At 55.9% G+C, this 24,952-nt stretch carries 25 protein-coding genes; 11 read left to right on the top strand and 14 right to left on the bottom strand.

Translation table 11 applies throughout. The features are described from left to right. Positions 1-171: 171 nt before the first annotated feature. Genes ACR0K5_RS17150 through hslO form a run of 3 tightly spaced genes read right to left on the bottom strand, consistent with a single transcriptional unit; the run spans position 172 to position 2,898 of the window. Positions 172-1,326, bottom strand: a complete 1,155-nt coding sequence (locus ACR0K5_RS17150) for a CCA tRNA nucleotidyltransferase (RefSeq protein ID WP_480630866.1) — start codon at positions 1,324-1,326, stop codon at positions 172-174. Beyond that, the gene (locus tag ACR0K5_RS17145) at positions 1,323-1,919 is read right to left on the bottom strand and encodes a CoA pyrophosphatase (RefSeq protein ID WP_480630865.1); all 597 of its coding nucleotides are present in this window, start codon (positions 1,917-1,919) and stop codon (positions 1,323-1,325) included. Before ACR0K5_RS17145 ends, ACR0K5_RS17150 begins: the two co-directional genes overlap by 4 nt. Further along, complete coding sequence (hslO, locus tag ACR0K5_RS17140; RefSeq protein WP_480630864.1) at positions 1,912-2,898, bottom strand: Hsp33 family molecular chaperone HslO; 987 nt, start codon at positions 2,896-2,898, stop codon at positions 1,912-1,914. Before hslO ends, ACR0K5_RS17145 begins: the two co-directional genes overlap by 8 nt. 76 nt (positions 2,899-2,974) lie before the next feature. Here hslO and ACR0K5_RS17135 point away from each other — a divergent pair, with 76 nt between their 5' ends. Beyond that, positions 2,975-3,421 carry an NUDIX hydrolase gene (locus ACR0K5_RS17135; RefSeq protein WP_480630863.1) on the top strand — a complete coding sequence of 149 codons (447 nt, stop codon included), beginning with the start codon at positions 2,975-2,977 and terminating at the stop codon, positions 3,419-3,421. Here ACR0K5_RS17135 and ACR0K5_RS17130 read toward each other — a convergent pair. Further along, positions 3,418-4,692 carry a PP2C family protein-serine/threonine phosphatase gene (locus tag ACR0K5_RS17130; RefSeq protein WP_480630862.1) on the bottom strand — a complete coding sequence of 425 codons (1,275 nt, stop codon included), beginning with the start codon at positions 4,690-4,692 and terminating at the stop codon, positions 3,418-3,420. The two genes, ACR0K5_RS17135 and ACR0K5_RS17130, sit on opposite strands and share 4 nt — an antisense overlap. A 164-nt stretch (positions 4,693-4,856) precedes the next feature. Between ACR0K5_RS17130 and ACR0K5_RS17125 the strand changes: the two genes are divergently transcribed. Further along, positions 4,857-5,186: an Hpt domain-containing protein gene (locus ACR0K5_RS17125; RefSeq protein ID WP_480630861.1), complete on the top strand. Its 330-nt coding sequence runs from the start codon at positions 4,857-4,859 to the stop codon at positions 5,184-5,186. Here ACR0K5_RS17125 and ilvA read toward each other — a convergent pair. Both ilvA and ACR0K5_RS17115 read right to left on the bottom strand, forming a co-directional pair. Further along, on the bottom strand, positions 5,183-6,409 hold the full coding sequence (gene ilvA / locus ACR0K5_RS17120) for a threonine ammonia-lyase IlvA (protein WP_480630860.1): 1,227 nt from the start codon (positions 6,407-6,409) through the stop codon (positions 5,183-5,185). The genes ACR0K5_RS17125 and ilvA overlap by 4 nt on opposite strands. 58 nt (positions 6,410-6,467) lie before the next feature. Beyond that, positions 6,468-7,187, bottom strand: coding sequence for a hypothetical protein (locus ACR0K5_RS17115; RefSeq protein ID WP_480630859.1), 720 nt, complete (start codon positions 7,185-7,187; stop codon positions 6,468-6,470). Between the two features lie 140 nt (positions 7,188-7,327). On the opposite strand from ACR0K5_RS17115, the gene ACR0K5_RS17110 reads away from it, so the two are divergent. From ACR0K5_RS17110 to msrA, 4 genes are all read left to right on the top strand, one after another. Beyond that, entirely contained in the window at positions 7,328-8,554 is a 1,227-nt protein-coding gene (locus ACR0K5_RS17110) for an argininosuccinate synthase (protein WP_480630858.1), read from the top strand. A gap of 32 nt (positions 8,555-8,586) precedes the next feature. After that, the gene (locus ACR0K5_RS17105) at positions 8,587-8,991 is read left to right on the top strand and encodes a DUF1810 domain-containing protein (RefSeq protein WP_480630954.1); all 405 of its coding nucleotides are present in this window, start codon (positions 8,587-8,589) and stop codon (positions 8,989-8,991) included. A 79-nt stretch (positions 8,992-9,070) separates the two neighbouring features. Further along, complete coding sequence (locus ACR0K5_RS17100) at positions 9,071-9,352, top strand: SCP2 sterol-binding domain-containing protein (protein WP_480630857.1); 282 nt, start codon at positions 9,071-9,073, stop codon at positions 9,350-9,352. Between the two features lie 192 nt (positions 9,353-9,544). Next, the gene (gene msrA / locus ACR0K5_RS17095; protein WP_480630856.1) at positions 9,545-10,216 is read left to right on the top strand and encodes a peptide-methionine (S)-S-oxide reductase MsrA; all 672 of its coding nucleotides are present in this window, start codon (positions 9,545-9,547) and stop codon (positions 10,214-10,216) included. Here msrA and ACR0K5_RS17090 read toward each other — a convergent pair. Together ACR0K5_RS17090 and ACR0K5_RS17085 are read right to left on the bottom strand one after the other, a co-directional pair. Further along, a complete protein-coding gene (locus tag ACR0K5_RS17090; protein ID WP_480630855.1) occupies positions 10,213-11,085 on the bottom strand; it encodes a ribokinase in 873 nt (290 codons plus the stop codon). The genes msrA and ACR0K5_RS17090 overlap by 4 nt on opposite strands. Before the next feature lie 3 nt (positions 11,086-11,088). Then, on the bottom strand, positions 11,089-13,344 hold the full coding sequence (locus ACR0K5_RS17085) for an NADP-dependent malic enzyme (protein ID WP_480630854.1): 2,256 nt from the start codon (positions 13,342-13,344) through the stop codon (positions 11,089-11,091). Positions 13,345-13,506: 162 nt separating this feature from the next. Here ACR0K5_RS17085 and mutS point away from each other — a divergent pair, with 162 nt between their 5' ends. Further along, positions 13,507-16,122, top strand: a complete 2,616-nt coding sequence (gene mutS / locus ACR0K5_RS17080) for a DNA mismatch repair protein MutS (protein ID WP_480630953.1) — start codon at positions 13,507-13,509, stop codon at positions 16,120-16,122. Between the two features lie 58 nt (positions 16,123-16,180). On the opposite strand, the gene ACR0K5_RS17075 is transcribed toward mutS, so the two are convergent. Next, a complete protein-coding gene (locus ACR0K5_RS17075; protein WP_480630853.1) occupies positions 16,181-16,744 on the bottom strand; it encodes a nucleotide exchange factor GrpE in 564 nt (187 codons plus the stop codon). A 10-nt stretch (positions 16,745-16,754) separates the two neighbouring features. Next, entirely contained in the window at positions 16,755-17,819 is a 1,065-nt protein-coding gene (gene hrcA / locus ACR0K5_RS17070; protein ID WP_480630852.1) for a heat-inducible transcriptional repressor HrcA, read from the bottom strand. 112 nt (positions 17,820-17,931) lie between these two features. Between hrcA and rph the strand changes: the two genes are divergently transcribed. Genes rph through ACR0K5_RS17050 form a run of 4 tightly spaced genes read left to right on the top strand, consistent with a single transcriptional unit; the run spans position 17,932 to position 20,756 of the window. Continuing rightward, positions 17,932-18,645 (top strand): ribonuclease PH, encoded by a 714-nt coding sequence (gene rph, locus ACR0K5_RS17065; protein ID WP_480630851.1) that lies wholly within the window; start codon positions 17,932-17,934, stop codon positions 18,643-18,645. Beyond that, positions 18,642-19,256 (top strand): RdgB/HAM1 family non-canonical purine NTP pyrophosphatase, encoded by a 615-nt coding sequence (rdgB, locus tag ACR0K5_RS17060; RefSeq protein ID WP_480630850.1) that lies wholly within the window; start codon positions 18,642-18,644, stop codon positions 19,254-19,256. Before rph ends, rdgB begins: the two co-directional genes overlap by 4 nt. Next, entirely contained in the window at positions 19,246-20,400 is a 1,155-nt protein-coding gene (gene hemW / locus ACR0K5_RS17055) for a radical SAM family heme chaperone HemW (protein WP_480630849.1), read from the top strand. The genes rdgB and hemW overlap by 11 nt, the downstream gene beginning before the upstream one ends. A gap of 2 nt (positions 20,401-20,402) precedes the next feature. Continuing rightward, a complete protein-coding gene (locus ACR0K5_RS17050) occupies positions 20,403-20,756 on the top strand; it encodes a YbaN family protein (RefSeq protein WP_480630848.1) in 354 nt (117 codons plus the stop codon). Here ACR0K5_RS17050 and ACR0K5_RS17045 read toward each other — a convergent pair. The 4 genes from ACR0K5_RS17045 to mnmG are packed head-to-tail and all read right to left on the bottom strand — an operon-like array spanning position 20,746 to position 24,944. Continuing rightward, entirely contained in the window at positions 20,746-21,642 is an 897-nt protein-coding gene (locus ACR0K5_RS17045; protein WP_480630847.1) for a ParB/RepB/Spo0J family partition protein, read from the bottom strand. The genes ACR0K5_RS17050 and ACR0K5_RS17045 overlap by 11 nt on opposite strands. Positions 21,643-21,662: 20 nt before the next feature. Further along, entirely contained in the window at positions 21,663-22,466 is an 804-nt protein-coding gene (locus ACR0K5_RS17040) for a ParA family protein (RefSeq protein WP_480630846.1), read from the bottom strand. Then, positions 22,459-23,076, bottom strand: coding sequence for a 16S rRNA (guanine(527)-N(7))-methyltransferase RsmG (gene rsmG, locus ACR0K5_RS17035; RefSeq protein ID WP_480630952.1), 618 nt, complete (start codon positions 23,074-23,076; stop codon positions 22,459-22,461). The genes ACR0K5_RS17040 and rsmG overlap by 8 nt, the downstream gene beginning before the upstream one ends. Beyond that, entirely contained in the window at positions 23,076-24,944 is a 1,869-nt protein-coding gene (mnmG, locus tag ACR0K5_RS17030; protein ID WP_480630845.1) for a tRNA uridine-5-carboxymethylaminomethyl(34) synthesis enzyme MnmG, read from the bottom strand. The genes rsmG and mnmG overlap by 1 nt, the downstream gene beginning before the upstream one ends. Positions 24,945-24,952: the final 8 nt, after the last annotated feature.

Here is a 24,952-nt window from a genome sequence, read left to right as displayed (position 1 = left end):
AAGTGATTAGACATGCGAAGAAAGATGGCGCCCGAACACCACCCTTTACGGGGCAAGTGTCCCGGCTTTAGCCGAACCAGATCCCGTAATACATTCGCATTCCTCCATCCATGTGACAGGCGCACCTAAGCACAAAGGATCAAAGTTGTCATCCCCTTTTGAGACTTCGTGCTAACGCGCCAGCAACTCTTCGCGCGACAGCGCAAAACCGGAGGCGATCCAAAGCTTTTCAAGCTCGGCCAGCTTCTTGCCCAGCGCCGGGCCGGTGAATGTGGGGATCAGATCCCTGGCTTGTATCGGGAAACGAGCCGCTGCCCCTGCGTGTAGATCACGCCTTAGGTGTTCGGACCAGGGTTGCTCCAGAAAAGCGCAGCGCAAGAGGGTTTCATGCAATCCACCTTCGTCGCCATAGCGGTATCCCAGTTCGGCCACGCTGGTTGCGGCCTGCGCCTCCTCGCGCATACGGGTCAGGCGTTGCAACTGCGAACGGCTCAACCGCAATGTCGCGGCATCGTCGGGCGTGGCCATGGCTGCCAAACGGCGCACCGGATCGGGATCGGCACCCGCCGCTTGTTCCAGCGCGATCAAAGGCGCCAAAGACCGGTCGTCCGCACCCGGTAACAACCGGGTCAAAACGCCCGTGCTGCGCATCGTAGCAACGGCGGGGGCCGGATCAGGCGATGCCAACAGCTTCAGCAGCTCTGCCCCAACCCTTTCACGCGACAACGATTCCAGCCCCTCAAGATTGGCACCGATGGCGGCCAACGCATCGGGGTCAAAACCGGCATCCGGGTCACCGTACCAGGAGTGAAAGCGAAAATAGCGAAGCGAGCGAAGGTAATCTTCACGAATTCGATTTTCAGCTGTTCCGATAAACCGCACCAACCGGGCCTCAAGGTCAGGAAGGCCCCCAAGCGGGTCTAACACAGCGCCATCGGGCTTTGCATAGATCGCGTTCATGGTGAAATCACGCCGTGCCGCGTCTTCTTCAACATGATCGGAAAACGCCACCACGGCGCGACGGCCGTCAGTTTCCACGTCACGGCGGAATGTGGTAATCTCGTGTGGGATACCTGCGCCGACCACAGTGATCGTACCGTGCTCAATGCCGGTTGGAATGGCCTTGAGCCCCGCGGCCCGGGCCACTTCGACAACCTGTTCGGGCCGCGCATCGGTGGCAATGTCGATATCCGAAACTGGCGCGCCAAGCAGCGCATTGCGCACACAACCGCCTACAAAAAGCGCCTGGGCCCCAGATGAGGTCAGGGCCGAACAAACCTTTTGGGTCACAGGTTCACGGACCCAGGGCTCGACAATTTTCATCATTCATTCACCCGTGCTGCAAGCCCGCGCAATATACGGGCCGTCGCGCCCCAGATGTAATAAGGGCCGAACGGAACTGCGTAATACCTGCGTTTCTGACCGCGCCAGCGGCGCGATTCAACCAGATAATTCTCGGGATTCAAAAGATGGGCAAGAGGGGTCGAAAAAACCTCATCGACTTCCCCGGGTTCAGGCACCGGATCGAACGTGTCGCGCAAAATTGCAACCACCGGTGTGACGGTGAAAGAAGTCACGGTTTCATGCGAGGGCAGAAACCCCAGAATCTCTGGCATTTCCGGCGGCAAGCCAATTTCTTCCTGCGCTTCCCTGAGAGCCGTTGCCGTAACGTCGACATCGGTTTCATCCTGTTTGCCGCCGGGAAAGGCGATCTGCCCCGGATGGTGCTTCAGCGCCGAAGACCGTTTGGTCAGGATCACCTGTGGCGTGTCATCGGCCAGTGAAATAGCAACCAGAACACCCGCCGCGCGCAACCGTCGTCCGGGCGGCAGAACGGTACCCGGGTTCAGATCAAAATCGCTGGACCCGTGACCGGGGCGGCACAAGGCCGCCCGGATCTGTTCAACCGGGTCATACACCCTTGGAGTCTTCGGCGTCGAACCCGACAGTTGCGGGGTCCAGTACGTAATGAGCCCCGCAGAACTGACAATCCGCCGTGACCCGACCTTCGGGTGTTGTCATCTTTTCGATATCCTTGGCCGAGTAGATCGACAGGCTCTGCCGCACGCGATCTTCGGAACAGGTACAGCCGAACTGCACAGACTGCGCATCATAAACGCGCGGCTGTTCCTCGTGAAACAGGCGGACCAAAAGGTCGGTCGGTGCAACCGAGGGGCCGATCAACTCAAGATCCTCGACCGTATCCAGCAGGATGTTGACCCGACCCCAGTTCTCTCCTTCTTCGCCGTCAACCAGATCACTGGCCGTCAGAATTTCACCGTTGCCCTCGCCCGATGCGGCAAAGGGCGAGGCTTTGGGCATGTGCTGCAACATGATGCCACCGGCGCGCCAATGCTCGCCCACGCCCGGTTCGGTCGATTTGCCAAAGCTCAACGAGAATCGGGTCGGCAGCTGTTCCGACTGCGCAAAATACGCCTCGGCACAGACACTCAGCGACCCACCGGCCAAGGGAGTGATCCCTTGATACGGTTGGGTGCCTTCGCCCTGATCGATCATGATGGCAAAATACCCTTCGCCCACCTGATCAAACGGAGCGGCGTCGGTCAGCCGGTCGCGGTCAAAGCTGGCATAGGCGCGAATCTGGGCGGACTGGCCCTCTTCCTGCGGCGCGTAATAATCGGTCGCGATCATGCGGACTGCACCTTTTGACTGCACCTGCAGGGACAGCTTCCAACGCAAAGCAACCGTCTGGCCGATCAATGCGGTCAGCAAGGCCATCTCGGCCACCAGCGCTTCGACCTGTTCCGGATAGTCGTGCTGTTTCAGGATTCCGTCCAGAACGCCATCCAGACGGGCCACGCGACCGCGCATGTCGGATGCATCAAGTTGAAAGGGCAGGACGGTGTCGTCCCACGCGATTTTTGTTCCAAGAGACATGGGGTTTCCTTACACGCCACGGGTTGGCATACCGGCACCATATAGGTCGTACAGATTGGGTTTTAAGGGGCCATACATGATCAGGCGGTTCGGTGAAACCCCCGAGGCGGGGCGGAAATACACGCAAAGACCGGGAGTATACGTATTGCTGCCGCGCGGACGCTCTCTTTTGGTGACCTGGTATGACGACGGTATTAACCCCGAACTGCAATTGCCCGGTGGTGGTATTGACCCCGGGGAATCGCCGATCACCGCTCTGCACCGTGAAGTATTTGAGGAAACCGGCTGGTTGATAACCGCGCCCCGTCGGGTGGGGGCGTTTCGACGGTTCACCTATATGCCTGAATACGATCAGTGGGCTGAAAAGGTCTGCATGATCTATCGTGCCCGACCCGTGCGTCGTATGGGCCCGCCGACCGAAGCATTTCACGAAGCACTGTGGATCGAAACTGCCGCTGCCGTCGAACAACTGGGCAATGATGGTGACCGCCATTTTGCCGGAATGCACCTAAACTCGCTCTAAGGTCCGTTATACTCAAAGAAAACGGCGGAAACGTCATCCCCAATACCGTCTTCGGGCGAAATCTCTCGCGTCAAACGCCAGAACATGTCGTCCAGGAACTCCGACCCACCCTTTGCCGAAATGCATTGTTGTGTCATCTGCAGCAAACCGTCTTCTTCCAGCAAGCCACCATCAGCGAGCTGACATTCGGTAAACCCATCTGAATACAACAACAACTTGTCTCCAGGTCGCATACGTGTCTCGATTTGCTGAAACCTCGCATCTTCGATCAATCCGATAGGCAATCCGCCGTCACCCAGAAATTCAGTGCTACCATCCTGACGCAGCAGAAGGGGATGTGGATGCCCGGCCTGCACCATTTTCAGATGCCCGTTGCGAAGATCCACGATGGCATAAACCATCGTAAAGTACTCTTCGATCCCTTCGTCAGCCATTAATCGGGAATTGAGCAGTCTCGCGACATCTTCCGGGGGCAGCAGCGCATAGAATTTGTTGAACCTTGGCTCCATAGCGACGTTTTGGTCAAAATGTTTGCTGGACAGGTAACCCCCCAACCGAGCCGTCATCATCGCTGAAGTGATGCCATGTCCGGACACATCTATACTGTAAAAGCCCAACCGATTGACCCCGGGTGAGAACATGCCAACAAGGTCTCCACCAATGTGACCACAAGGCTTCAGCAACAGGCTGACCCGGGAGTTGCCAAATCCCCGTGTCAGCTCTGGAACCAGTGATTCCTGAATCTTGCGGGCTTGCATGAGGTCTTTGTCGATCGCATCATGCGCCAACCTGAGCTCTTCCAACGCGGATTCAATCAGGCGGTTTTTTTGCGATAACTCACGTTGCATGTCCAGAATACGGGCGCCGGCTGAAATACGCGCGCGCAGCTCATCTGCCTCAAGAGGTTTGATCAGAAAATCGTCTGCGCCAGCATCCAGACCGCGCGCAACTTCCTGCTTTTCGCTTTTGGAGGTCAGGAGGATGAAGTAACTGTACTGATCTGTGTCCAAGGCGCGAAAAGCATAGCAAAATTCAAGACCGCTCATCCCCGGCATGACCCAATCGCTGAGAACAAGATCGGGCGGGTCGTCCCTGCAATGCGCCAGGGCAGCATCACCTGTATCGGCCTCGACCACCTCAAAACCCCATTTCCTGAGTGAGGCGACCAGAATACGCCGCTGCAGACGGCTGTCATCCACCACCAGCACCTTGCGGATCGCGCCGAAGTCCAGATCTGATCTGGCGTCCTCAAGACTCGCCCCTGGCACCATTTACCCTCTGCTCTGATGAGTTCGTTCACACACGGCAACCCTAACGCCAACGGATTTAACATCCGGTGAAGACCAAAGATCGCAATCGAACTTTGCCGTTAACCCGGTTTTTACAGGCGGCGCCTAATCCTGAAGCACGCGCGTTCAACGGCAAGTGAGGTAGCATGATCCACTGGGACAGAGTCAGGCAATTGCGGGACGAAGTTGGCCCGGATGAGTTTGATGAGGTGGTCGACATCTTCCTGGAAGAAGTGCAGGACGTCATCGCCCGCCTGCGTCAGGATACGACCCGTTCCGAGTTCGAGCAGAATCTGCATTTTCTGAAAGGCAGCGCGCTTAGTCTCGGGTTCGACCAGTTTTCGAAACTCTGTCAGGATGGCGAACGGCAGGCTGCCGCTGGTCGGAGCGAAGATGTCGATCTGCCCGCAATCCTCGCTGTATTTGAGAGCTCGAAGCAGAAATTCGAAGCTGAGTTGCCTAATAACCTGAGTTAGATGACAAACTGCGCCAATGTCTCGTCTTCGGTGATATCGGTGTAGGTGAACCCCGCCTCGTCCAGATGCGCAAACAGGCGCATGAAATTTTCGGGCTTGCGGGTTTCGATCCCGATCAGGACCGAGCCGAAATTGCGGGCCGATTTCTTCATGTACTCAAAGCGGGCAATGTCATCCTCGGGACCCAGAATACCCAGAAACTCTTTCAACGCGCCGGGGCGTTGCGGCAGGCGCAGGATGAAATACTTCTTCACCCCGGAATAGCGCTGTGCGCGTTCCTTGACCTCTGGCAGGCGTTCGAAATCGAAATTGCCGCCAGACGTCACACAGACCACAGTCTTGCCACGCACAAAACTCTGGATATCGCCCACCGCTTCGATCGCCAGCGCGCCAGCGGGTTCGAGAACAATGCCTTCGACATTCAGCATCTCGATCATGGTGGTGCAGATGCGATCTTCGGACAGAACCAGTACATCCGACAGGTGGCGTGACTTCAGCAATTCAAATGGTTGCTCACCGATCCGTCCAACCGCTGCGCCGTCGACAAAGGTATCCACATGATCCAGCGAGACTGGATGCCCCGCAGCCAAGGCAGCGCGCAGACAGGCACCACCTGCGGGCTCGACAAACAGACAATGGCTGCGATCCCCGAACCATGTGGCCACGCCAGAGGACATGCCACCGCCGCCAACCGGCAGAACGATATGATCCGGCACACCGCCCAATTGCTCTTCGATCTCGACCGCCAGTGAGGCCTGACCTTCAATCACATCCGTATCGTCGAATGGCGACAGGAAATATCCGCCCTGTTGCGTGCACCAGGCTTGAGCGGCCGCAAGAGTATCATCGAAATAGTCGCCGGTCAGATGGATCTCGATATTGTCGCCGCCGAAAATGCGGGTCTTTTGAATTTTCTGCTGCGGGGTCGTTACCGGCATGAAGATCACACCCTTCACGTCCAGATGCTTGCACATGAAAGCCACGCCCTGCGCGTGATTGCCCGCGCTGGCGCAGACAAACAAATCCTGCCCCTGCTGCTTGCGCATGGCATTGAACGCGCCGCGGATTTTGTAGGACCGCACCGGGCTGAGATCTTCGCGTTTAAGCAGGATATCGGCCCCAAAGCGGTCGGACAGATGGGCATTCCGCTGCAACGGTGTTGCCGGAAACACGGTGCGCATCGCCTGTTCGGCGGCACGGGCGCGGGTCATGAAGTCACTCATGACCCGTTCAGTGCCGCATCAATGCGAGAAGGGCAAGGAATACATATGTGTACGCAGTTTAGGCGAGTTCGCGGTTTTCGACACAAACGCCGTACAGTGTCGTCAAAATGCTCAGGCCGATCATGGCAATCATCCACTGGACAACGGCATTGAGGGCAAAACCCAGCGTGGCTGAGAATACTCCGAAGAACCCCGCAACAAATCCAATGACAAAACCAAACGCCGCCAGAAGCAGGAACGTAAAAAGGATCGCTCCGGCAACCGAGTCCGTTGCACGCCATGAATCGCCAAGTGACATCGGATTGTTTACCGCGCTGGCAGGCAGGACCATGCTGAGACGTTGCACGACCCAGAGGATGAAAATCACGCTTACGGCAATGATTGCCAGACCCACGGTCCCACTGAAGACATAGCCGATAGCCCCTGCGCCACCCGCCATCACAATGAAAATCAGCCCCAACAGAAGGCCCCAACCGAAATAGGCCAATATGCGCGATCCGTTGAATGCGGGTGCTGCGCCATCCGGGTACTCTTCCAACAGGCAATAGCGATGCCATGACACTGCGGCCCACAGGGCTGCTATATAATGCAGAACCGTCAGAAGAATGACCCCACCGAAACTTCCATTCTGACCGGTGACAAAGCCTTCTCCTGCCACAAAAAACAGGACCAGTCCAAGCACAGACACCGCAATGATAGGCGACGACACCCGCAGTGCTGTACCCAGATCATTGAAGACCATGCCAAACGCATGTTTGAAAATACGCCAACCCAACATCCAAAACTGTCCCTTCAACCAATCCTTGTTCTCTTTCCCCCTGTTTCACCCCAATTCCTTACCTGCGTCAATCGTCACAACTTGCCCCCACGTCGAAAACCCGTTAGGGGCCAATCGTCTTACGAATAAGGGGAAGTCAGATGTCCGCGCCCAAGAAAGTTGTTCTGGCCTATTCCGGTGGCCTTGATACCTCGATCATTCTGAAATGGCTGCAGACCGAGTATGGTTGTGAAGTTGTAACCTTCACCGCCGATCTGGGTCAGGGCGAGGAACTGGAGCCCGCACGCCAAAAAGCTGAATTGCTGGGGATCAAGCCCGAGAACATCTATATCGAGGACATCCGTGAAGAATTCGTCCGCGATTTCGTCTTCCCGATGTTCCGCGCCAATGCGCAGTATGAGGGGCTGTATCTGCTGGGCACTTCGATTGCACGGCCGCTGATCTCGAAACGTCTGGTCGAAATTGCCGAAGCAACCGGTGCCGACGCTGTTGCCCACGGCGCGACCGGCAAGGGCAACGACCAGGTTCGGTTCGAACTGGCTGCCTACGCTCTGAACCCAGAGATCAAAGTGATTGCACCCTGGCGCGAATGGGATCTGACCAGCCGCACCAAGCTGCTGGAATTTGCCGAGCAGAACCAGATCCCGATTGCCAAGGACAAACGTGGTGAAGCGCCCTTCTCGGTCGATGCCAACCTGCTGCACACCTCGTCCGAGGGCAAGGTTCTGGAAGACCCTGCGGATATGGCTCCGGACTACGTCTACCAGCGCACGGTCCACCCCGAGGACGCACCGAACGTGCCGGAATTCATCGAGATCGGCTTTGAAAAAGGCGACGCGGTCAGCATCAATGGCGAGGCGATGAGCCCGGCCACCATCCTGACCAAGCTGAACGAATATGGTGGCAAGCACGGCATTGGCCGTCTGGATCTGGTCGAAGGCCGGTTCGTCGGTATGAAATCGCGCGGCATCTATGAAACGCCGGGCGGCACCATCCTGCTGGAAGCGCATCGTGGGATTGAATCCATCACAATGGACCGTGGTGCGATGCACCTGAAAGACCAGTTGATGCCGCAATATGCGGAACTGATCTATAACGGCTTCTGGTACAGCCCCGAGCGGGAAATGCTGCAGGCCGCCATCGACAAGAGCCAGGAACACGTCACCGGCACCGTCCGCGTGAAACTGTACAAAGGTCTGGCCTCGACCGTGGGCCGCTGGTCGGATCACTCGCTGTATTCCGAGGCGCATGTGACCTTCGAGGAAGACGCAGGTGCTTATGATCAGACCGACGCGGCAGGCTTTATCCAGCTGAACGCGCTGCGTCTGAAACTGCTGGCCGCGCGCGATAAGCGTTTGTCCAAGTGATCGACGAAGACGAAAACGACGACGAACTCGATATGTTCATTGAGGCGCAGGACACGGTTTGGGCCGATGTCCTGCGTGAATTGAAACAGGGGCAGAAAACCAGCCACTGGATGTGGTTTGTGTTTCCGCAACTGGCCGAGTTGGGTCAGTCTCATATGGCGCAGCTATACGGGATCGAAGATCTGGACGAGGCAACCCGCTACCTGAACCACACCGAACTGCGCCGCCGCCTGACTGAGGCGGCCTCGCTTATGCTGTTGCACCAAGGGCGTGACGTCAGTGACATTCTGGGCGGGATTGATGCAAGAAAGCTGCGTTCTTCGATGACGCTGTTTTCCTCCGTGGCGAATGCTCCGGCAGAGTTTCAGGCGGTACTTGACGCCTTTTATGGTGGTGAACCCTGCGATCTGACTGTTCAGAGCCTCGGCGCTTCGTGATCCGAAGTTCCAGTTGGGTCAGCCTTGCCTGAACGATACCTCACGCTTTACGCATTCGGAAACTGCGAAAGGAACCCGGATGCTTCAGGACATCGCCGATGGAATTCAAAAGGGCCTGAACGGCAAAACCTTTGACGGCTCATTGAAATTCGATTGTGGTGAGGACGGTGTGATTGTTCTGGCCGACAATCAGGCGTCGACGCTGGATCAGGAAACGGATTGTACGATTCGCATCTCGCAGGAAAACCTGACCAAGCTGCTGACCGGAAAGCTGAACCCGATGACAGGTGTCGCCTTGGGCAAGCTCAAGATCTCGGGCAATATGGGTGTCGCGATGAAACTGGGGCAGTTGTTGGGCTAAGCTAAAGGCGGGTTTGCCGAAGAATAAAGCACCGCCGGGACTATGGAGCCCAACTGCCAAGACGGCTCGGCACGAGATTTTCATCTGGCATCTACCATCGATAAACTCGTCTCACCTGCGCGTGACAACAGATGTCAGGCAATTGAATGTCGATCGAACTCGGGTCACCTTGGTCCCAAAAGGAGACCCGACATGACACGGACTGCTTATCTTGATGCCTTCAAACCAGCCATTCTGTTCGCGCTGATCACTTTGGTTGCGATGCTGCGCGCCCTGCCTGCCCCCGCAGCAGGAGCAGAAACACTGACCGTTGCCGGAGGATGTTTCTGGTGTGTTGAATCCGACTTTGAATCGGTATCGGGCGTTATCGGGGCCGTATCGGGCTATACCGGCGGCAAGTCAGCGAACCCCACTTATGATCAGGTCTCAAAAGGTGGCACCGGTCATTATGAAGCGGTTCAGATCACTTTCGATCCCGCCCGGGTGTCACGTGAAACGCTTCTGAACATGTTCTTCCGGTCGGTTGATCCTACAGACGCCGGTGGCCAATTCTGCGATCGCGGGAGCAGCTATCGAACTGCAATTTTTGTCTCTAACACGGGCGAAAAGGCGTTGGCAGAACAAGCTAAGAAAGAAGCGCAACGGGCCTTGGGCCAAACGGTTGTCACTCCGATCCTGAACGCTGGCACCTTTTACCCTGCCGAGGCGTATCATCAGGATTACTACAAAGGAAACAAACTGATCTTCACCCGCTTTGGACCCAAGCGCCAGCACAGCGCCTATAAAGCCTATCGCAAAGCCTGCGGCCGCGACGCGCGCGTCAAACAGCTTTGGGGTACAGACGCACCCTTCGCCGGGTCTTAATCGAAGGACGCGTCACGCACTTCTCTCAGATCAGGAATAACATCAGCCGTTCCGTGCCGCGTGACCATCAGGGCCGCGGCACGGTTCGCTTGCAGAATGGCCTGTTCCATCGGCATTCCGCGATCCATACCTGCCAGCACATAGCCGGTGAAGGTATCACCTGCCCCGGTGGTATCCACGGCCTGCACCCTATGTGCTGCAAACTCGACCGGATCACTGCCCTGTTGCAAATACCGTGCGCCTTTTGAGCCTAGCGTGACAATGATATGCCGCACCGGTAGATCAGCAGCGTTCAACCCCGTCTCCTGCCGCAATTGTTCGGCTTCGACCTCGTTCAGAATCAGAAAATCCAGATATGGAAGAACCGCTTTTACCGCCTGGGCCTGAAACGGCGCAGCGGCATAACAAACTGTTAACCCGAGCCTGTGCCCCAACTGCGCGGCTTCAACCTGTGCGTTGGTTTCATTCTGCAAGATCAGCAGGTCACCGGTGTTTGCCGATGACAGTGCCTGCCCCAAATGGCTGACATCCAGAGCATGGTTGGCCCCCGGATAGAGGATGATCAGGTTCTCGCCCTCGACATCCACAGCAATGATCGCGTGTCCTGTGGGCACATCCGTGTCAGCAATAAAGCGCGTATCCACGCCATATTCCGTCAATCGGTCCTTCGCCCAGCGCCCATCCGGTCCTACGGCACCAATATGGCTCACCTGTGATCCGGCCCGTGCGGCAGCCACGGACATGTTGGCGCCCTTGCCCCCCAGAAAACGATCCAGCCCGTGGGCGGCCAGAGTTTCCCCCGGCGCAGGCAAATGCGGTAGTTCATAAACCATATCCGCGTTGATAGAGCCGAGGTTCCAGATCGTCATGAGCTACCCGATGTCGCACGAGGCCAGAATGGCCATGTTCAGAATGTCATTGGCGGTAGACACAGTCGAGCAAATCTGAATCGGCTTGTCGATCCCCGACAGGATCGGGCCAATGACGGTGGCACCGCCCATTTCCTGCATCAGCTTGGTCGAGATCGACGCCGAGTGCCGCGCCGGAACAATCAGGATATTCGCCGGGCCAGTCAGGCGTGAGAACGGATAAGCCGCTTGCTGATCCACGTTCAGGGCCACGTCCACCGTCATTTCGCCTTCATACTCGAAATCAACGCCGCGCTGATCCAGAACCGCAGGCGCACGGTGCATTTTCTCAGCGCGTTCCGAAACCGGGTATCCAAATGTCGAGAAGCTGACAAAGGCAACCCGTGGCTCCAGCCCCATGTGTCGGGCAACTGCTGCCGAACGCTCGGCGATGTTGGCCAGATCGTTTTCATCCGGCCATTCATGCACCAGCGTATCTCCGATCAGAACGATCCGGCCTTTATGCAGAAGTGCCGTCACGCCAGCAGCGCCATGGGCCGCATCGGCATCAAACACATGATTGATGCGATCAATTACATGCGCCGATTTGCGCGTTGCTCCGGTCACCAGCCCGTCTCCGTGACCATGGGCCAGCATCAGAGAAGAGAACACGTGTCGGTCCCGCGCGGCCAGGCGGTGAATATCCTTGCGGTCAAACCCCTTACGCTGCAGGCGCTCATAGAGGAAATTCGAATAAGTCTCGAGGTGGGTGGTGTTGGCGGCGTTCACAACCTCGATTTCTCGCACAGCATCGCCAAGACCAGTGGCTTCCAGCTTATCTTTGACATCATCCGCCCGGCCGACCACAAGCGCCTTACCAAAACCGGAACGCTGATACATGACAGCCGCGCGTAAAACCCGTGGATCGTCACCCTCGGCAAAAATCATTCGGCTTTGCGCCTGGCGCGCACGGGCGTTCAGACCGCGCAGAATGCTGGCGGTCGGGTCCATCCGGGATTTCAGGCTCAGCTCGTAGGCGTCCATGTCGATGATCGGGCGGCGCGCCGCGCCAGTGTCCATACCGGCCTTTGCAACGGCTGGAGGGATGCGGTGGATCAAACGCGGATCGAACGGTGTTGGAATGATATAATCCCGTCCGAAGGTGAGCGACTTGCCATAGGCCATCGCAACCTCATCCGGTACATCTTCACGCGCCAGATTGGCCAGCGCATGGGCACAGGCAATCTTCATCTCATCGTTGATGGCGCGCGCATGAATGTCCAGCGCACCACGGAACAGATAGGGGAAGCCCAGAACGTTGTTCACCTGGTTTGGGTAATCGCTGCGGCCGGTCGCCACGATGGCATCCACGCGAACCTCATGGGCCTCTTCCGGAGTGATCTCGGGATCCGGGTTCGCCATTGCAAAGATCACCGGGTTGTCGGCCATCGACGCAACCATGTCTTGAGTGACTGCTCCCTTGACCGAAACACCAAGGAACACATCAGCCCCTTTCATGGCATCTTCAAGCGTGCGCAATTCGGTTGTGATCGCATGGGCGGACTTCCACTGGTTCATGCCCTCGGTCCGACCCTGATATATGACACCTTTGGTATCACACACGATACAGTTCTCATGTCGCGCGCCCATCGCTTTGAGCAGTTCGATACAAGCAATCCCCGCTGCACCCGCGCCGTTCAAGACGATTTTCACATCCTCGATCTTCTTGCCCGAGATATGCAACGCGTTCAGCAGACCCGCCGCACAGATCACTGCTGTGCCATGCTGGTCATCGTGGAAGACTGGGATATCCATCTCTTCCTTCAGGCGCTGTTCGATGATGAAACACTCGGGCGCCTTGATGTCTTCCAGATTGATGCCGCCAAAAGTCGGCCCCATCAGGCGCACGGCACGGCAGAACTCATCCGGGTCTTCGGTGTCCAGTTCGATATCGATCGAGTTCACATCGGCGAAGCGTTTGAACAGGACCGATTTCCCCTCCATCACCGGCTTCGAGCCCAACGCGCCGAGGTTACCAAGACCCAGCACCGCCGTTCCGTTCGAGATTACGGCGACCAAGTTGCCCTTGTTGGTATAGTCATACGCAGTTTCAGGCGCCTCGGCGATTGCTTCACATGGAACAGCCACACCCGGGCTGTAGGCCAGCGACAGATCGCGCTGCGTGGTCATCGGGACGGTAGCCTGCACCTCCCACTTGCCGGGGGTCGGGTCGAGGTGAAAGGCCAGCGCCTCTTCTTTGGTGATCTTCGCTTTGGGCATCGGAAATGTCGTTTCTTTACATCTGTTGGGCTTTTGCCTCATAGCGCAGGCAAGGGCGCGCCTCAACGACAATACGTTTTCACCTTTCGTCGCAGGGACCGGCTTTGTAAGGTCGCGCCCGGAATACGCCAGAAGGGATCAGCCTTGTCCACAGTCACGCCAATGATGGCGCAATACCTCGAAATCAAAGAGGCCCATGCCGACGCTCTGCTGTTTTACCGCATGGGCGACTTTTACGAGATGTTCTTCGAGGATGCCGTAAACGCTGCGGAAGCGCTGGATATCGCGTTAACCAAACGTGGCAAGCACAATGGCGAAGATATTCCAATGTGCGGTGTGCCGGTTCACTCTGCCGAAGGGTACCTGCTGACACTGATCCGCAAGGGCTTTCGCGTGGCCGTCTGCGAGCAGATGGAAAGCCCGGCTGAAGCGAAGAAAAGAGGCTCTAAATCGGTGGTAAAGCGCGATGTCGTGCGTCTAGTGACGCCCGGCACACTGACCGAGGATGCCCTGCTTGAGGCCCGCCGCCACAACTTTCTCGCCGCTTATGCCGAGGTTCGGGATGAAGCGGCGCTGGCCTGGGCCGACATCTCGACCGGGGCGTTTCACGTGATGCCTTTGACATCTGTGCGCCTCAGCCCAGAACTCGCGCGACTGGCGCCGTCGGAACTGATCGTGGCCGATAGCGTGCAATACAAACTGAATGAACCGGTTCGTGATTTAGGCATTTCCCTCACCCCTGTCGGACGGTCCAGTTTTGATAGCACTGCGGCTGAGAAACGCATCTGCGGCTTATTTCATGTGGGTGCGCTGGACGCGTTCGGGAATTTCGGACGCGCCGAAGTTTCGGCGATGGGTGCGCTGATCGACTATCTGGAGATTACGCAAAAGGGCAAATTGCCCCTGCTGCAAACACCGTTGAAAGAATCCGAGGACCGCGTTGTGCAGATTGACGCCGCAACGCGCCGCAATCTGGAACTGACCCGATCCTTGTCTGGCGGACGTGCCGGTTCGTTACTTTCAGTGGTCGATCGGACCGTAACCCCGGGCGGTGCGCGATTGCTGGAGCAACGCCTGTCCAGCCCCTCTCGCAATCTAGACATCATACACGCCCGGCTGGACGCGGTGAGCTTTGCGGTCGAGGACAGCCTTATTGCGTCAGACCTGCGTGAATCGCTACGCAAAACACCTGATCTGGACCGCGCCCTGTCCCGTTTGTCACTGGAGCGTGGCGGGCCTCGTGATCTGGCAGCTATCCGAAATGGACTCACGCAAGCGGCGGCAATTGCCGAGATTTGCGCAGATCAAGATTTGCCGGTTCTTCTAACAACTGCGCTTCAGAATCTGGTTGGCTTCGATGATTTGCTGAACTTACTCGACGAAGCCCTGGTTGCCGAGCCACCACTTCTTACGCGCGACGGTGGTTTTATCGCACCTGGCTTTGACACCGAATTGGACGAAGCCCGCACCCTGCGCGACGAGGGTCGATCCGTTATTGCAGGATTTCAGCAAAAATATGCTGAACATACCGGCATCACCTCGCTGAAGATCAAACACAACAACGTGCTGGGCTATTTCATCGAAACCACGGCGACCCATGCCGAGAAGATGCTGAACCCGCCGTTTTCCGAGACCTATATCCACCGCCAGACAACCGCCAACCAGGTGCGGTTCACGACCATCGAGCTCTCTGAAATTGAAACCCGCATCCTGAACGCGGGCAATCTGGCACTTGAGATCGAAAAACGGCTCTATCAAAGGCTTTCTAATGGGATTTTAACCCTCGCAGCCCGGCTTAATCAAGCCGCCCGCGGGCTGGCGGAACTGGATTTGACCACTGCCCTTGCTGATCTGGCGCGCGGGGAAAACTGGTGTCGACCACAGGTGGACGCATCTCGGACGTTCAACGTGCAAGGTGGTCGCCATCCGGTTGTCGAACATGCCTTGCGACAGCAAAGCGGGGATGCCTTCGTCGCCAATGACTGCGATCTTAGTGCAGACGACGGTGCGGCCATCTGGTTGCTGACAGGTCCAAACATGGCTGGTAAATCGACCTTCCTGCGGCAGAACGCTGTAATCGCCCTTCTGGCCCAAATGGGCAGCTACGTCCCTGCCGAACAGGCGCATGTCGGCGTGGTCAGCCAGCTTTTCAGCCGCGTAGGAGCCTCAGACGATCTTGCCCGGGGCCGTTCGACCTTCATGGTCGAAATGGTGGAGACCGCTGCCATTCTAAATCAGGCCGACGAGCGGGCGCTTGTGATCCTCGATGAAATTGGGCGTGGGACGGCTACCTATGACGGGCTTTCCATTGCCTGGGCCACACTGGAACACCTGCACGCAGCCAACAAATGCCGCGCCTTGTTTGCCACGCATTATCATGAACTCACCGCACTAGCTGGGAACTTGGAAGGCGTAGACAACGCCACAGTCACCGTGAAGGAATGGGAAGGTGAAGTGATCTTCCTGCACGAGGTCCACAAAGGTGCTGCCGACCGGTCCTATGGCGTGCAGGTTGCGCAACTCGCGGGTCTGCCAACCTCGGTAGTGGAGCGTGCCCGCGTCGTGCTGGACCAACTGGAAAAAACAGAACGCGAAGGCGGTAAGCAAAAGGCCCTAATTGACGACCTGCCCCTGTTCTCAGCCGCGCCTCCGCCACCGCCTCCCGCACTCAAATCGTCACCCGTCACAAACATGCTGAACGACATTCTGCCGGACGAGCTCACCCCACGCGAAGCGCTCGACCTGATCTATAAACTGAAAGAGGCGGCCAGATCCTGACCGCCCCTTCATCTTTTCAAAAATACTCTCGCCGAAGGCTTGGCTTTGAAAAAGCCAATCAACTCGCAGGTGTCGACGACACGCCAACCTGCGCAGGACGCAGCAGGCGGTCATGCAACATGAACCCTTCCGCCGACACCTGAATGATGTCGCCTGCACGAGTGCCCGGCACAGGTGCCTCAAACATCGCTTCGTGCACATTCGGATCGAACCGATCCCCAACCTCGGGCGTGATCACTTCGATCCCATGTTTCTGGAACACGTCTTTCAACGCGCGCATGGTCAGTTCGACACCTTCCAACAGACCAGCAGCCACTTCTTTCTGCTCATCGGTCGCCGCTTCAAGCGCGCGTTTCATGTTGTCGTAGACTGGCAGCATATCGCGGGCCAGTTTGGACCCACCATATTGCTCCGCGTCGCGACGCGCCTTATCACCACGCTTGCGCGCGTTTTCGGCATCCGCCAATGCGCGCATGAACTTGTCCTTGTAATCGTCCCGTTCGGCCCGCAGCGCGTCCAGCTCCAGTTCTTCTTCGCTGATATCCATCAGCTCTTCGGCCAGTTCTTCCGCCTCGGCGGTTGCGATATCGTCCAGAAAATCTTCGTTCTTGGGCTCTGCCATCTCTTACCCTCTAGCTCCGGTCGGATATCAGCTTGCCGACCAGTTGCGCTGTATAATCCACGATCGGAACGATCCGTCCATAATTCAGACGTGTGGGCCCGATGACCCCGACCGCACCGATTATCTTTCGATCAGCGTTCATATATGGAGACACCACCAAAGAGGAACCCGAAAGTGAGAAAAGTTTGTTCTCAGACCCGATAAAAATGCGCACACCTTCGCCATCTTCGGTCAATTCGAGAAATTCCGCGATATCTCGCTTGCGTTCCAGGTCATCAAACAGGGTGCGAATACGGTCCAGTTCCTCGGCCTGACCGGGTTCGTTCAAAAGATTCGCGCGCCCGCGCACAATCAAACGGGCCGAGTCGATGCCATCCCCGTCCCAGGCGGCCATTCCGCTTTCGACCATCTCACGCGCCAGAATGTCGATTTCCTGCTTACGTGCATCGATTTGCGTCTGCATCTGCTGACGTACTTCACTAAGTGTCCGCCCTTCAATGAGCGCGTTCAGGAAGTTCGCCGCTTCGCGCATTGAGCTGGGGGTTTGACCGGGCGGTGGAGTGAACAAGCGGTTTTCCACATGACCATCCGAGAAAACCAAAACCACCAAAGCCCGATCATGACCCAAAGAAACGAATTCAATATGTTTGATTTCCGATTCTTGCTTGGGCGTCAAAACCAGCGAGGCGCCTTGTGTCACGTGTGACAACGCCGAACCCACGCGGTCCATCATTCCGCCAACGTCACCTGTGTTTGAGCCCAATGTCTGTTCCAGTTTCTCTCGGTCGTCCGCGCCCAGATCCCCGACCTCCAGCAATCCGTCCACAAACATTCGCAGGCCTTGCTGCGTTGGGATTCGACCGGCGCTGACATGGGGACTGTCCAGAAGGCCCAGAAATTCCAGATCCTGCATCACATTGCGAACAGTCGCAGCGCTGACTTTCTCGGACAAGGTACGCGTCAACGTACGGCTGCCGACGGGTTCACCGCTTTCCAGATAGCTCTCGACAATCAGCCGGAACACTTCCCGTGACCGGTTGTTCATTTCGTCCAGAATCTTGCTCGCTTCGCTCATGCGTCTTCCCCTGCTCATTCGTCATTAAATAGCAGGCAAATGAAAGGTCAATCGGGGTTGCATCGTAACGCTGCGGGGCGTTATCCCCAACCCAGCAAACAAAGGATTTCCGATGCGACCCTCTGGACGAGATTTAAGCGAAATGCGCGCCGTTTCAATCGAAACGGGGTTCACCAAACATGCCGAAGGTTCCTGCCTGATCAAAATGGGTGACACCCATGTGCTGTGCACCGCCACCATTGAGGACCGCGTGCCGCCTTTTATCAAAGGCTCGGGCCTGGGTTGGGTCACCGCTGAATACGGGATGCTGCCCCGCGCCACCAACACCCGGATGCGGCGAGAAGCTGCGTCAGGTAAGCAAGGCGGGCGCACGGTGGAAATCCAGCGCCTGATCGGCCGCGCCCTGCGCGCCGGCGTAGACCGGGTTGCGTTGGGCGAGCGTCAGATCACCGTCGATTGCGATGTAATTCAAGCTGATGGCGGCACCCGTTGTGCTTCGATCACGGGTGGTTGGGTTGCTCTGCGCCTGGCCGTCAACAAGCTGATGAAGTCGGGCGACGTGATCTCTGACCCGCTGGTCGATCCGGTCGCGGCTGTGTCCTGTGGTATCTACGCTGGTCAACCCGTACTGGACCTTGATTACCCCGAAGACAGCGAAGCGGGCGTGGATGGCAACTTCATCATGACCGGATCCGGCAAGCTGATCGAAGTTCAGATGAGCGCTGAAGGCTCAGTTTTCAGCCGTGCCCAAATGGATCAATTGATGGATCTGGCCGAAAAAGGCGTCGGCGAATTGGCGGCTGCCCAGAAAGCCGCTACCGCATGACCCGCAAGTTCGACAGCGACAGGCTGCTGTTCGCGACCCACAACAAAGGAAAACTTGAGGAGATGGCGCATCTCCTCGAGCCCTTCGGTGTGACTGTTGTCGGGGCCGGCGAAATGAACCTGCCTGAACCGGAAGAGACCGAAGACACTTTCGTCGGCAATGCCCGGATCAAGGCTCACGCTGCAGCCAAAGCAACTGGCCTGCCTGCCCTGTCGGACGATTCCGGGATCACTATCGATGCGTTAAACGGCGCACCGGGTGTTTACACCGCCGATTGGGCGGAAACCGGAAACGGCCGTGATTTCCTGATGGCCATGACTCGCGCGCATAACGAATTGGAGGCGAAAAACGCCCCCTATCCTCGCAACGCGCAATTCCGCAGCACATTGGTTCTGGCCTGGCCAGATGGGCACGACGAAGTGTTCGAAGGCATCGCGCCTGGTCATCTGGTCTGGCCGATCCGCGGCGAAGGCGGGTTCGGCTATGACCCCATGTTTGTCCCGGACGGATATGACATTACCTTTGCTGAAATGGATCGCTGGGAAAAGAACAAGATCAGCCATCGCGGCCTCGCGGTGGAGATGTTCGTGAAAGGCTGCTTTGGCGGATGATTGGCGCAACGGGGGCTTTGGCCTGTATGTGCATTGGCCCTTTTGCGAGGCCAAGTGCCCGTATTGCGACTTCAACAGCCATGTTTCTAATAATATTAATCAAAAACAATGGCTTAAGTCATATTTGAGTGAACTGCGCCGCTCATCTTCAGAAACTCCGGATCGGGTTCTGAACACGATTTTTTTCGGCGGCGGCACCCCCTCTCTGATGGATCCGGAAACCGTTGCAGCCATAATTGATGAGGCACGTACGCTGTGGCGCCCGGCCAATGACATGGAAATCACGCTCGAAGCCAATCCTGGCTCGGTTGAAGCTGGTCGCTTTGCAGCTTACCGCGATGCTGGGGTCAATCGGATATCGATGGGAATTCAGGCTTTGAACAACGAAGATCTGCGTCGTCTCGGGCGGATCCATACTGTGACCGAAGCACGGGCCGCCTTTGATACAGCCCGAAACTGCTTTGATCGGGTCAGCTTCGACCTGATCTATGCGCGCCAACACCAGACTTTGGAAGCATGGCGTGCTGAACTGACTGAAGCGCTAGCGATGGCCATCGACCACCTGTCACTATACCAATTGACGATCGAAGACGGGACAGCCTTTGGAGATCGGTACGCAGTGGGTAAATTACGCGGTCTGCCGGAAGATGACAGTGCTGCCGATATGTATCTGGCTACACAGGAAATCTGTGAAGCACACGGCCTGCCCGCCTATGAGGTTTCGAATCACGCGCGCCCCGGCGCTGAATCGCAGCACAATTTGATTTACTGGCGGTATGGCGACTATGTTGGTATCGGTCCTGGCGCCCATGGCCGGATCACTGAGAATGGCCAGAAATACGCGACCGAGACCTATCTGAACCCGCAGCGCTGGCTTGACGCCGTTGAAAGCGGTGATGGAAATAAGAAACGCATAGCGCTGTCCACAGAAGATCAGGCGAATGAACACCTCATGATGAGTATGCGAGTCGCTGAAGGACTAGATATAGATCGATGGGAGGTTTTGTCGGGCCATCAACTTCCAGAAGATGCAGTTGATCATCTTATTGCCATCAACATGGTCAAACATGAAAAAGGCAGGCTCATAGCCACATCAGATGGCCGCGCCGTTTTAAACGCCGTTATCAGGGAGCTATTGGGCTGAACATGCATTACCTTTGGGCCGGACTGGGATTGCTTTGTGTTGCGATGGCGGCAGTTGGGGTTATTCTGCCTCTTCTTCCGACAGTCCCCTTTCTGTTGTTGGCCGCATTTTTCTTCGCCCGCTCATCCTCGCGTCTGCACAACTGGCTTGTGAGCCATCAGCTTTTTGGCCCAATGATTCTTGATTGGCAAAGTGCGGGCGCAATTCGACCAGCCGCAAAAAAGGCGGCAACCGTATCGATTGCCGCCGTTTTTGGACTCTCTGTTTTGTTGTCCGCGCCGCCTTTTGTCCTGATCGTTCAGACCGTTGTGCTGGGCGGTGTCATGATCTTTATCTGGTCGCGGCCTAACGGCTGAGCTTGGCGCACAGATCGTCCAGCTGATCCAAATTTTCGTAGGTCAGAACAACTTGCCCTGTTTCCGTTCCAGCCTTGTGATTGATCGACACTTTCATCGCCAATATCGCGGACAGGTCTTTTTCCAATGCGCGTGTGTCCGCATCCTTTCCGGCATCCAGATTTCGGGACCGAGGCGCAGATCGTTCAGCGCCGCCTTGCTGCTGTTTTTTGACCAACGCCTCAGTAGAACGCACCGACAGGCCATCCTTGACGATCTGTTTCGCAAGTTCTGACGGATTTTCAGCAGTTATCAACGCCCTGGCGTGCCCAGCAGATAATTTTCCTTCAATAACAAGGGTTTGAACGTCTATTGGCAGGGACAGCAAGCGCAGAAGGTTTGCAATATGACTGCGGCTCTTGCCCAGGGCCGCAGCAAGCTTTTCCTGCGTGTGACCAAACCGATCCATCAATTGCTTGTAGCCAGCGGCCTCTTCCACGGCATTCAGATCTGCGCGCTGGATGTTCTCGATAATCGCAACTTCCAACACTTCCGTGTCATCAAACTCACGCACAATAACCGGAATATCATGCAGCTGAGCCATTTGGGCTGCGCGCCAACGGCGTTCACCTGCGACAATCTCATATTCGTCGGAACCCGTAGCTCGAACGATCAACGGCTGAATGATGCCTTTTTCCTTAACCGACGCGGCCAGTTCGTCCAACTGCTCGGGCATAAATGTCCGGCGCGGCTGATTGGGGTTGGCTTTCAGCTTTTCAATCGGGACTTTCAAATCAGGTCTGCGTGCATCGGTTGCCACCCGACCGTCTGATTCAGGATTTACATCCGCCATAAGAGCGGACAATCCCCGCCCCAACCCTCTGGATTTTGCATTCTTGGCGCTCATGTCGCCCTCCTCATTCCCGCTCAGGCTGCGGTCTTATTGTTCTTGTGCATGATCTCGCGAGCGAGATGCCGATAGGCCATTGCCCCAAGCGAGCCGGAGTCATATTGCAAAACCGGCAGCGCATAAGACGGAGCTTCGCTGACCCGCACATTTCTGGGTATTTTTGTTTTAAAGACCATCTCACCCAGATTGTCACGTGCGTCCTTTTCGACCTGACGAGACAAGTTGTTGCGGTTGTCGTACATAGTCAACACAACACCTTCGATTCTCAACTCTGGATTCGCGGTTTGGCGAACCTCTCGGATCGTCAGCATCAGTTGCGAGAGCCCTTCAAGAGCAAAGAACTCGCTTTGTAGTGGCACAAGCACCGAGTGCGCGGCAACCATCGCATTCACCGTCAGCAAATTGAGTGACGGCGGACAGTCTATCAGGATAAAATCAAGGTGAAACGCATCCACGGCTGTCTGCCGCAACGCATCATGCAACAGGTAACTGCGTTTTTCGTTGGAAATCAGCTCTATATCGGCAGAACTCAGATCAACAGTCGCCGGAACCACGAAGAGGCCGTCAATTTCGGTCTCCTGAACCACCGCTTCTAAAGGCGCATCGTCGAGGATCAGATCATAAGTTGTCCAATCCCGATCTTCGACACCCAATCCGGTTGAAGCGTTTCCTTGGGGATCAAGGTCAACCACCAAAACTCTGCATCCGGATTCAGCCAAACCTGCCGCCAGATTGATAGCTGTGGTTGTTTTCCCTACCCCACCCTTCTGATTGGCAACAGCAATTATCCGAGGCCCTGAAGGTCGTGACAAATCAACCACGTGATACTCCTTTGATCTTAAGGATAACGGCTTGAGGTTCAGTTAAACTTGTAATCGCCTCGGCATCGAAGTTCCATTCCTCACGTGCGTCTGCCAGTTCTTTTTTCCAGTTTGCGCCTTTGGGCAACAATGCTGTCCCGTTGGCATCTAAATGCCTGTCACAAAAGGACAATAAAGTGCGCAAATCAGCCAACGCCCGAGCTGAAACAACGTTTGTCGCCAAAGGGTCGACCATTTCGATCCTTTTCGAAATCACCGCGCACTTTATTCCGCATTCCCGAGCAACGCTGCGCAAGAAAGCTGATTTCCGTTGGTCGCTCTCGATCATTGTAAATGAGGATTTTGGGCTTTCTTCGCCAGCGATGATAGCGCAGACCATACCTGGAAACCCGCCGCCACTTCCCAGATCCAGCCAAGTATCAAAGCCATCGGCGCATCGATAAACTTGCACGGAATCCAGAATATGCCGGTCCCAGATTTGCGTAAGACTTTTCCGCGACACAAGGTTGATTTTTGGGTTCCAGCGATTCACCAACTCAACATAAGTCGAAAGACGTTCGAATGTTTCACGTGAAACATTCAGATCCTCGAACATCGAATAATCAACCATCATGCCTGACGAGCTCTTTGGTCCCGACGTAATTTTGCCAAAACGAGTGTCAGCGCCGCGGGTGTGACCCCTTCTATACGGCTTGCCTGGGCGATATTTGCGGGTTTAACTTTTGACAGCTTTTGTTTCATCTCCGAAGACAAGCCCTCCAGAGCAAAATAATCAAACTCTTGGGGGATGATGTAAGATTCATCCCGTTTCATTGCTTCGACGTCTCGCTTTTGTCTGGCAATGTAATTCGCATATAGGGCGTCCCGCTCGATCTGGAGTCTGATCTTGGGATCAACATCCTGTAATTCCGGAACCAAAGGCAACAAATCTTCAAAAGACGTATCGGGGAAGGCCAGAATTGCCATCCCATCCCTGCGATTTCCGTCCTGATTAACGTTTATCCCGGCTGCCAGAACTTCCTTGGGCGTATAAGTCCGGTCCGTCAGCTTTGACTTCACAGCCTCAAGCTGATGCATTTTGCTTTCGAACTGAACCTTACGCTCTTCTCCAACACACCCCAATTCCAAACCAAGTGGTGTCAATCGTTGATCAGCATTGTCAGCGCGCAGAGATAAACGGAATTCAGCGCGCGACGTGAACATACGGTAAGGTTCGGCGACTCCTCGAGTCGTCAAATCATCGATCATCACGCCAATATAACTGTCCGATCGTGTAAAGTGGATCGGCTCCCGCCCTTGGACGTCTAACGCCGCGTTAAGGCCAGCCACCATCCCTTGGGCGGCGGCTTCCTCGTATCCTGTTGTCCCATTTATCTGACCAGCCAGATATAGTCCCGGGATTTGCGGCAATGACAACGAGGCGTTCAAGACACGCGGATCAACGTAGTCATATTCAATTGCATATCCGGGTTGTAAAATCTCTGCCTTCATCAATCCCTTAATCGATCGGACATATTCCAGTTGCACATCTTGCGGCAGAGACGTCGATATACCGTTTGGATAGATCGTGTGATCGTTGACCCCTTCGGGCTCAAGGAAGATTTGATGCGAATCCTTTTCCGCAAAACGTACGATTTTGTCTTCGATCGATGGGCAATATCTAGGGCCCACTCCATCAATATGACCGCCATACATCGCAGATTTTGAAAGGTTCGCTGCAATGATCTCGTGTGTTCGCGCATTTGTATGCGTAATTCCGCAGGAAATCTGTGGTGCGACAACGGATGTTGACAGAAACGAGAACAGCGTTGGCTCATCATCCCCTTCCTGCTTTTCGAGATCTGACCAATCGATAGTTCGCCCATCCAGGCGGGGCGGTGTGCCCGTTTTCAATCGGCCCATGGGGAGATTGTAGCTATCCAACCGTTCAGCCAGTTTGACGGATGGTCGATCTCCCATTCTTCCACCGGGACGAGACACGTCTCCAATGTGAATGACACCGCGAAGAAATGTGCCCGAAGTCAGAATAACTGCTCGCGCATGAAGCTCTGTACCATCTGCAAGGGCGACACCTGAGACTTGCGGGCCATGCATCAGAAAATCGACAACCTCTCCAACAACAACTGACAGGTTTTCCTGATTCTCCGTTTCTTTCTGCATGGCAACCCTATAAAGGGTGCGATCAGCTTGTGTTCTTGGTCCTTGAACGGCGGGCCCTTTTCGTCGATTCAATAATCGAAACTGAATACCCGCCTGATCCGCAACACGGCCCATGACACCATCAAGGGAGTCAATCTCTCGTACAAGATGGCCTTTTCCCAAACCGCCAATCGCTGGGTTGCAGGACATGACGCCGATATCAGTCGCAGACAATGTCACCAGCGCAGTATTTACACCCATTCTCGCTGACGCGTGTGCTGCCTCGGTCCCGGCATGTCCGGCCCCAATGACAATGACATCAAACTTCGAATGTTTCACGTGAAACA

Source organism: Ruegeria sp. AB9 (genome assembly GCF_056542585.1).
This window is presented reverse-complemented; position numbering and strand designations above follow the sequence as displayed.

Excerpts from the sequence above, each read along its gene's own strand:
- ACR0K5_RS17150 (WP_480630866.1), bottom strand. The coding sequence starts at position 1,326 with ATGATGAAAATTGTCGAGCCCTGGGTCCGTGAACCTGTGACCCAAAAG.
- hslO (WP_480630864.1), bottom strand. The coding sequence starts at position 2,898 with ATGTCTCTTGGAACAAAAATCGCGTGGGACGACACCGTCCTGCCCTTT.
- ACR0K5_RS17135 (WP_480630863.1), top strand. The coding sequence starts at position 2,975 with ATGATCAGGCGGTTCGGTGAAACCCCCGAGGCGGGGCGGAAATACACG.
- ACR0K5_RS17130 (WP_480630862.1), bottom strand. The coding sequence starts at position 4,692 with ATGGTGCCAGGGGCGAGTCTTGAGGACGCCAGATCAGATCTGGACTTC.
- ACR0K5_RS17125 (WP_480630861.1), top strand. The coding sequence starts at position 4,857 with ATGATCCACTGGGACAGAGTCAGGCAATTGCGGGACGAAGTTGGCCCG.
- ilvA (WP_480630860.1), bottom strand. The coding sequence starts at position 6,409 with ATGAGTGACTTCATGACCCGCGCCCGTGCCGCCGAACAGGCGATGCGC.
- ACR0K5_RS17115 (WP_480630859.1), bottom strand. The coding sequence starts at position 7,187 with ATGTTGGGTTGGCGTATTTTCAAACATGCGTTTGGCATGGTCTTCAAT.
- ACR0K5_RS17110 (WP_480630858.1), top strand. The coding sequence starts at position 7,328 with ATGTCCGCGCCCAAGAAAGTTGTTCTGGCCTATTCCGGTGGCCTTGAT.
- ACR0K5_RS17105 (WP_480630954.1), top strand. The coding sequence starts at position 8,587 with ATGTTCATTGAGGCGCAGGACACGGTTTGGGCCGATGTCCTGCGTGAA.
- ACR0K5_RS17100 (WP_480630857.1), top strand. The coding sequence starts at position 9,071 with ATGCTTCAGGACATCGCCGATGGAATTCAAAAGGGCCTGAACGGCAAA.
- msrA (WP_480630856.1), top strand. The coding sequence starts at position 9,545 with ATGACACGGACTGCTTATCTTGATGCCTTCAAACCAGCCATTCTGTTC.
- ACR0K5_RS17090 (WP_480630855.1), bottom strand. The coding sequence starts at position 11,085 with ATGACGATCTGGAACCTCGGCTCTATCAACGCGGATATGGTTTATGAA.
- ACR0K5_RS17085 (WP_480630854.1), bottom strand. The coding sequence starts at position 13,344 with ATGCCCAAAGCGAAGATCACCAAAGAAGAGGCGCTGGCCTTTCACCTC.
- mutS (WP_480630953.1), top strand. The coding sequence starts at position 13,507 with ATGATGGCGCAATACCTCGAAATCAAAGAGGCCCATGCCGACGCTCTG.
- ACR0K5_RS17075 (WP_480630853.1), bottom strand. The coding sequence starts at position 16,744 with ATGGCAGAGCCCAAGAACGAAGATTTTCTGGACGATATCGCAACCGCC.
- hrcA (WP_480630852.1), bottom strand. The coding sequence starts at position 17,819 with ATGAGCGAAGCGAGCAAGATTCTGGACGAAATGAACAACCGGTCACGG.
- rph (WP_480630851.1), top strand. The coding sequence starts at position 17,932 with ATGCGACCCTCTGGACGAGATTTAAGCGAAATGCGCGCCGTTTCAATC.
- rdgB (WP_480630850.1), top strand. The coding sequence starts at position 18,642 with ATGACCCGCAAGTTCGACAGCGACAGGCTGCTGTTCGCGACCCACAAC.
- ACR0K5_RS17050 (WP_480630848.1), top strand. The coding sequence starts at position 20,403 with ATGCATTACCTTTGGGCCGGACTGGGATTGCTTTGTGTTGCGATGGCG.
- ACR0K5_RS17045 (WP_480630847.1), bottom strand. The coding sequence starts at position 21,642 with ATGAGCGCCAAGAATGCAAAATCCAGAGGGTTGGGGCGGGGATTGTCC.
- rsmG (WP_480630952.1), bottom strand. The coding sequence starts at position 23,076 with ATGGTTGATTATTCGATGTTCGAGGATCTGAATGTTTCACGTGAAACA.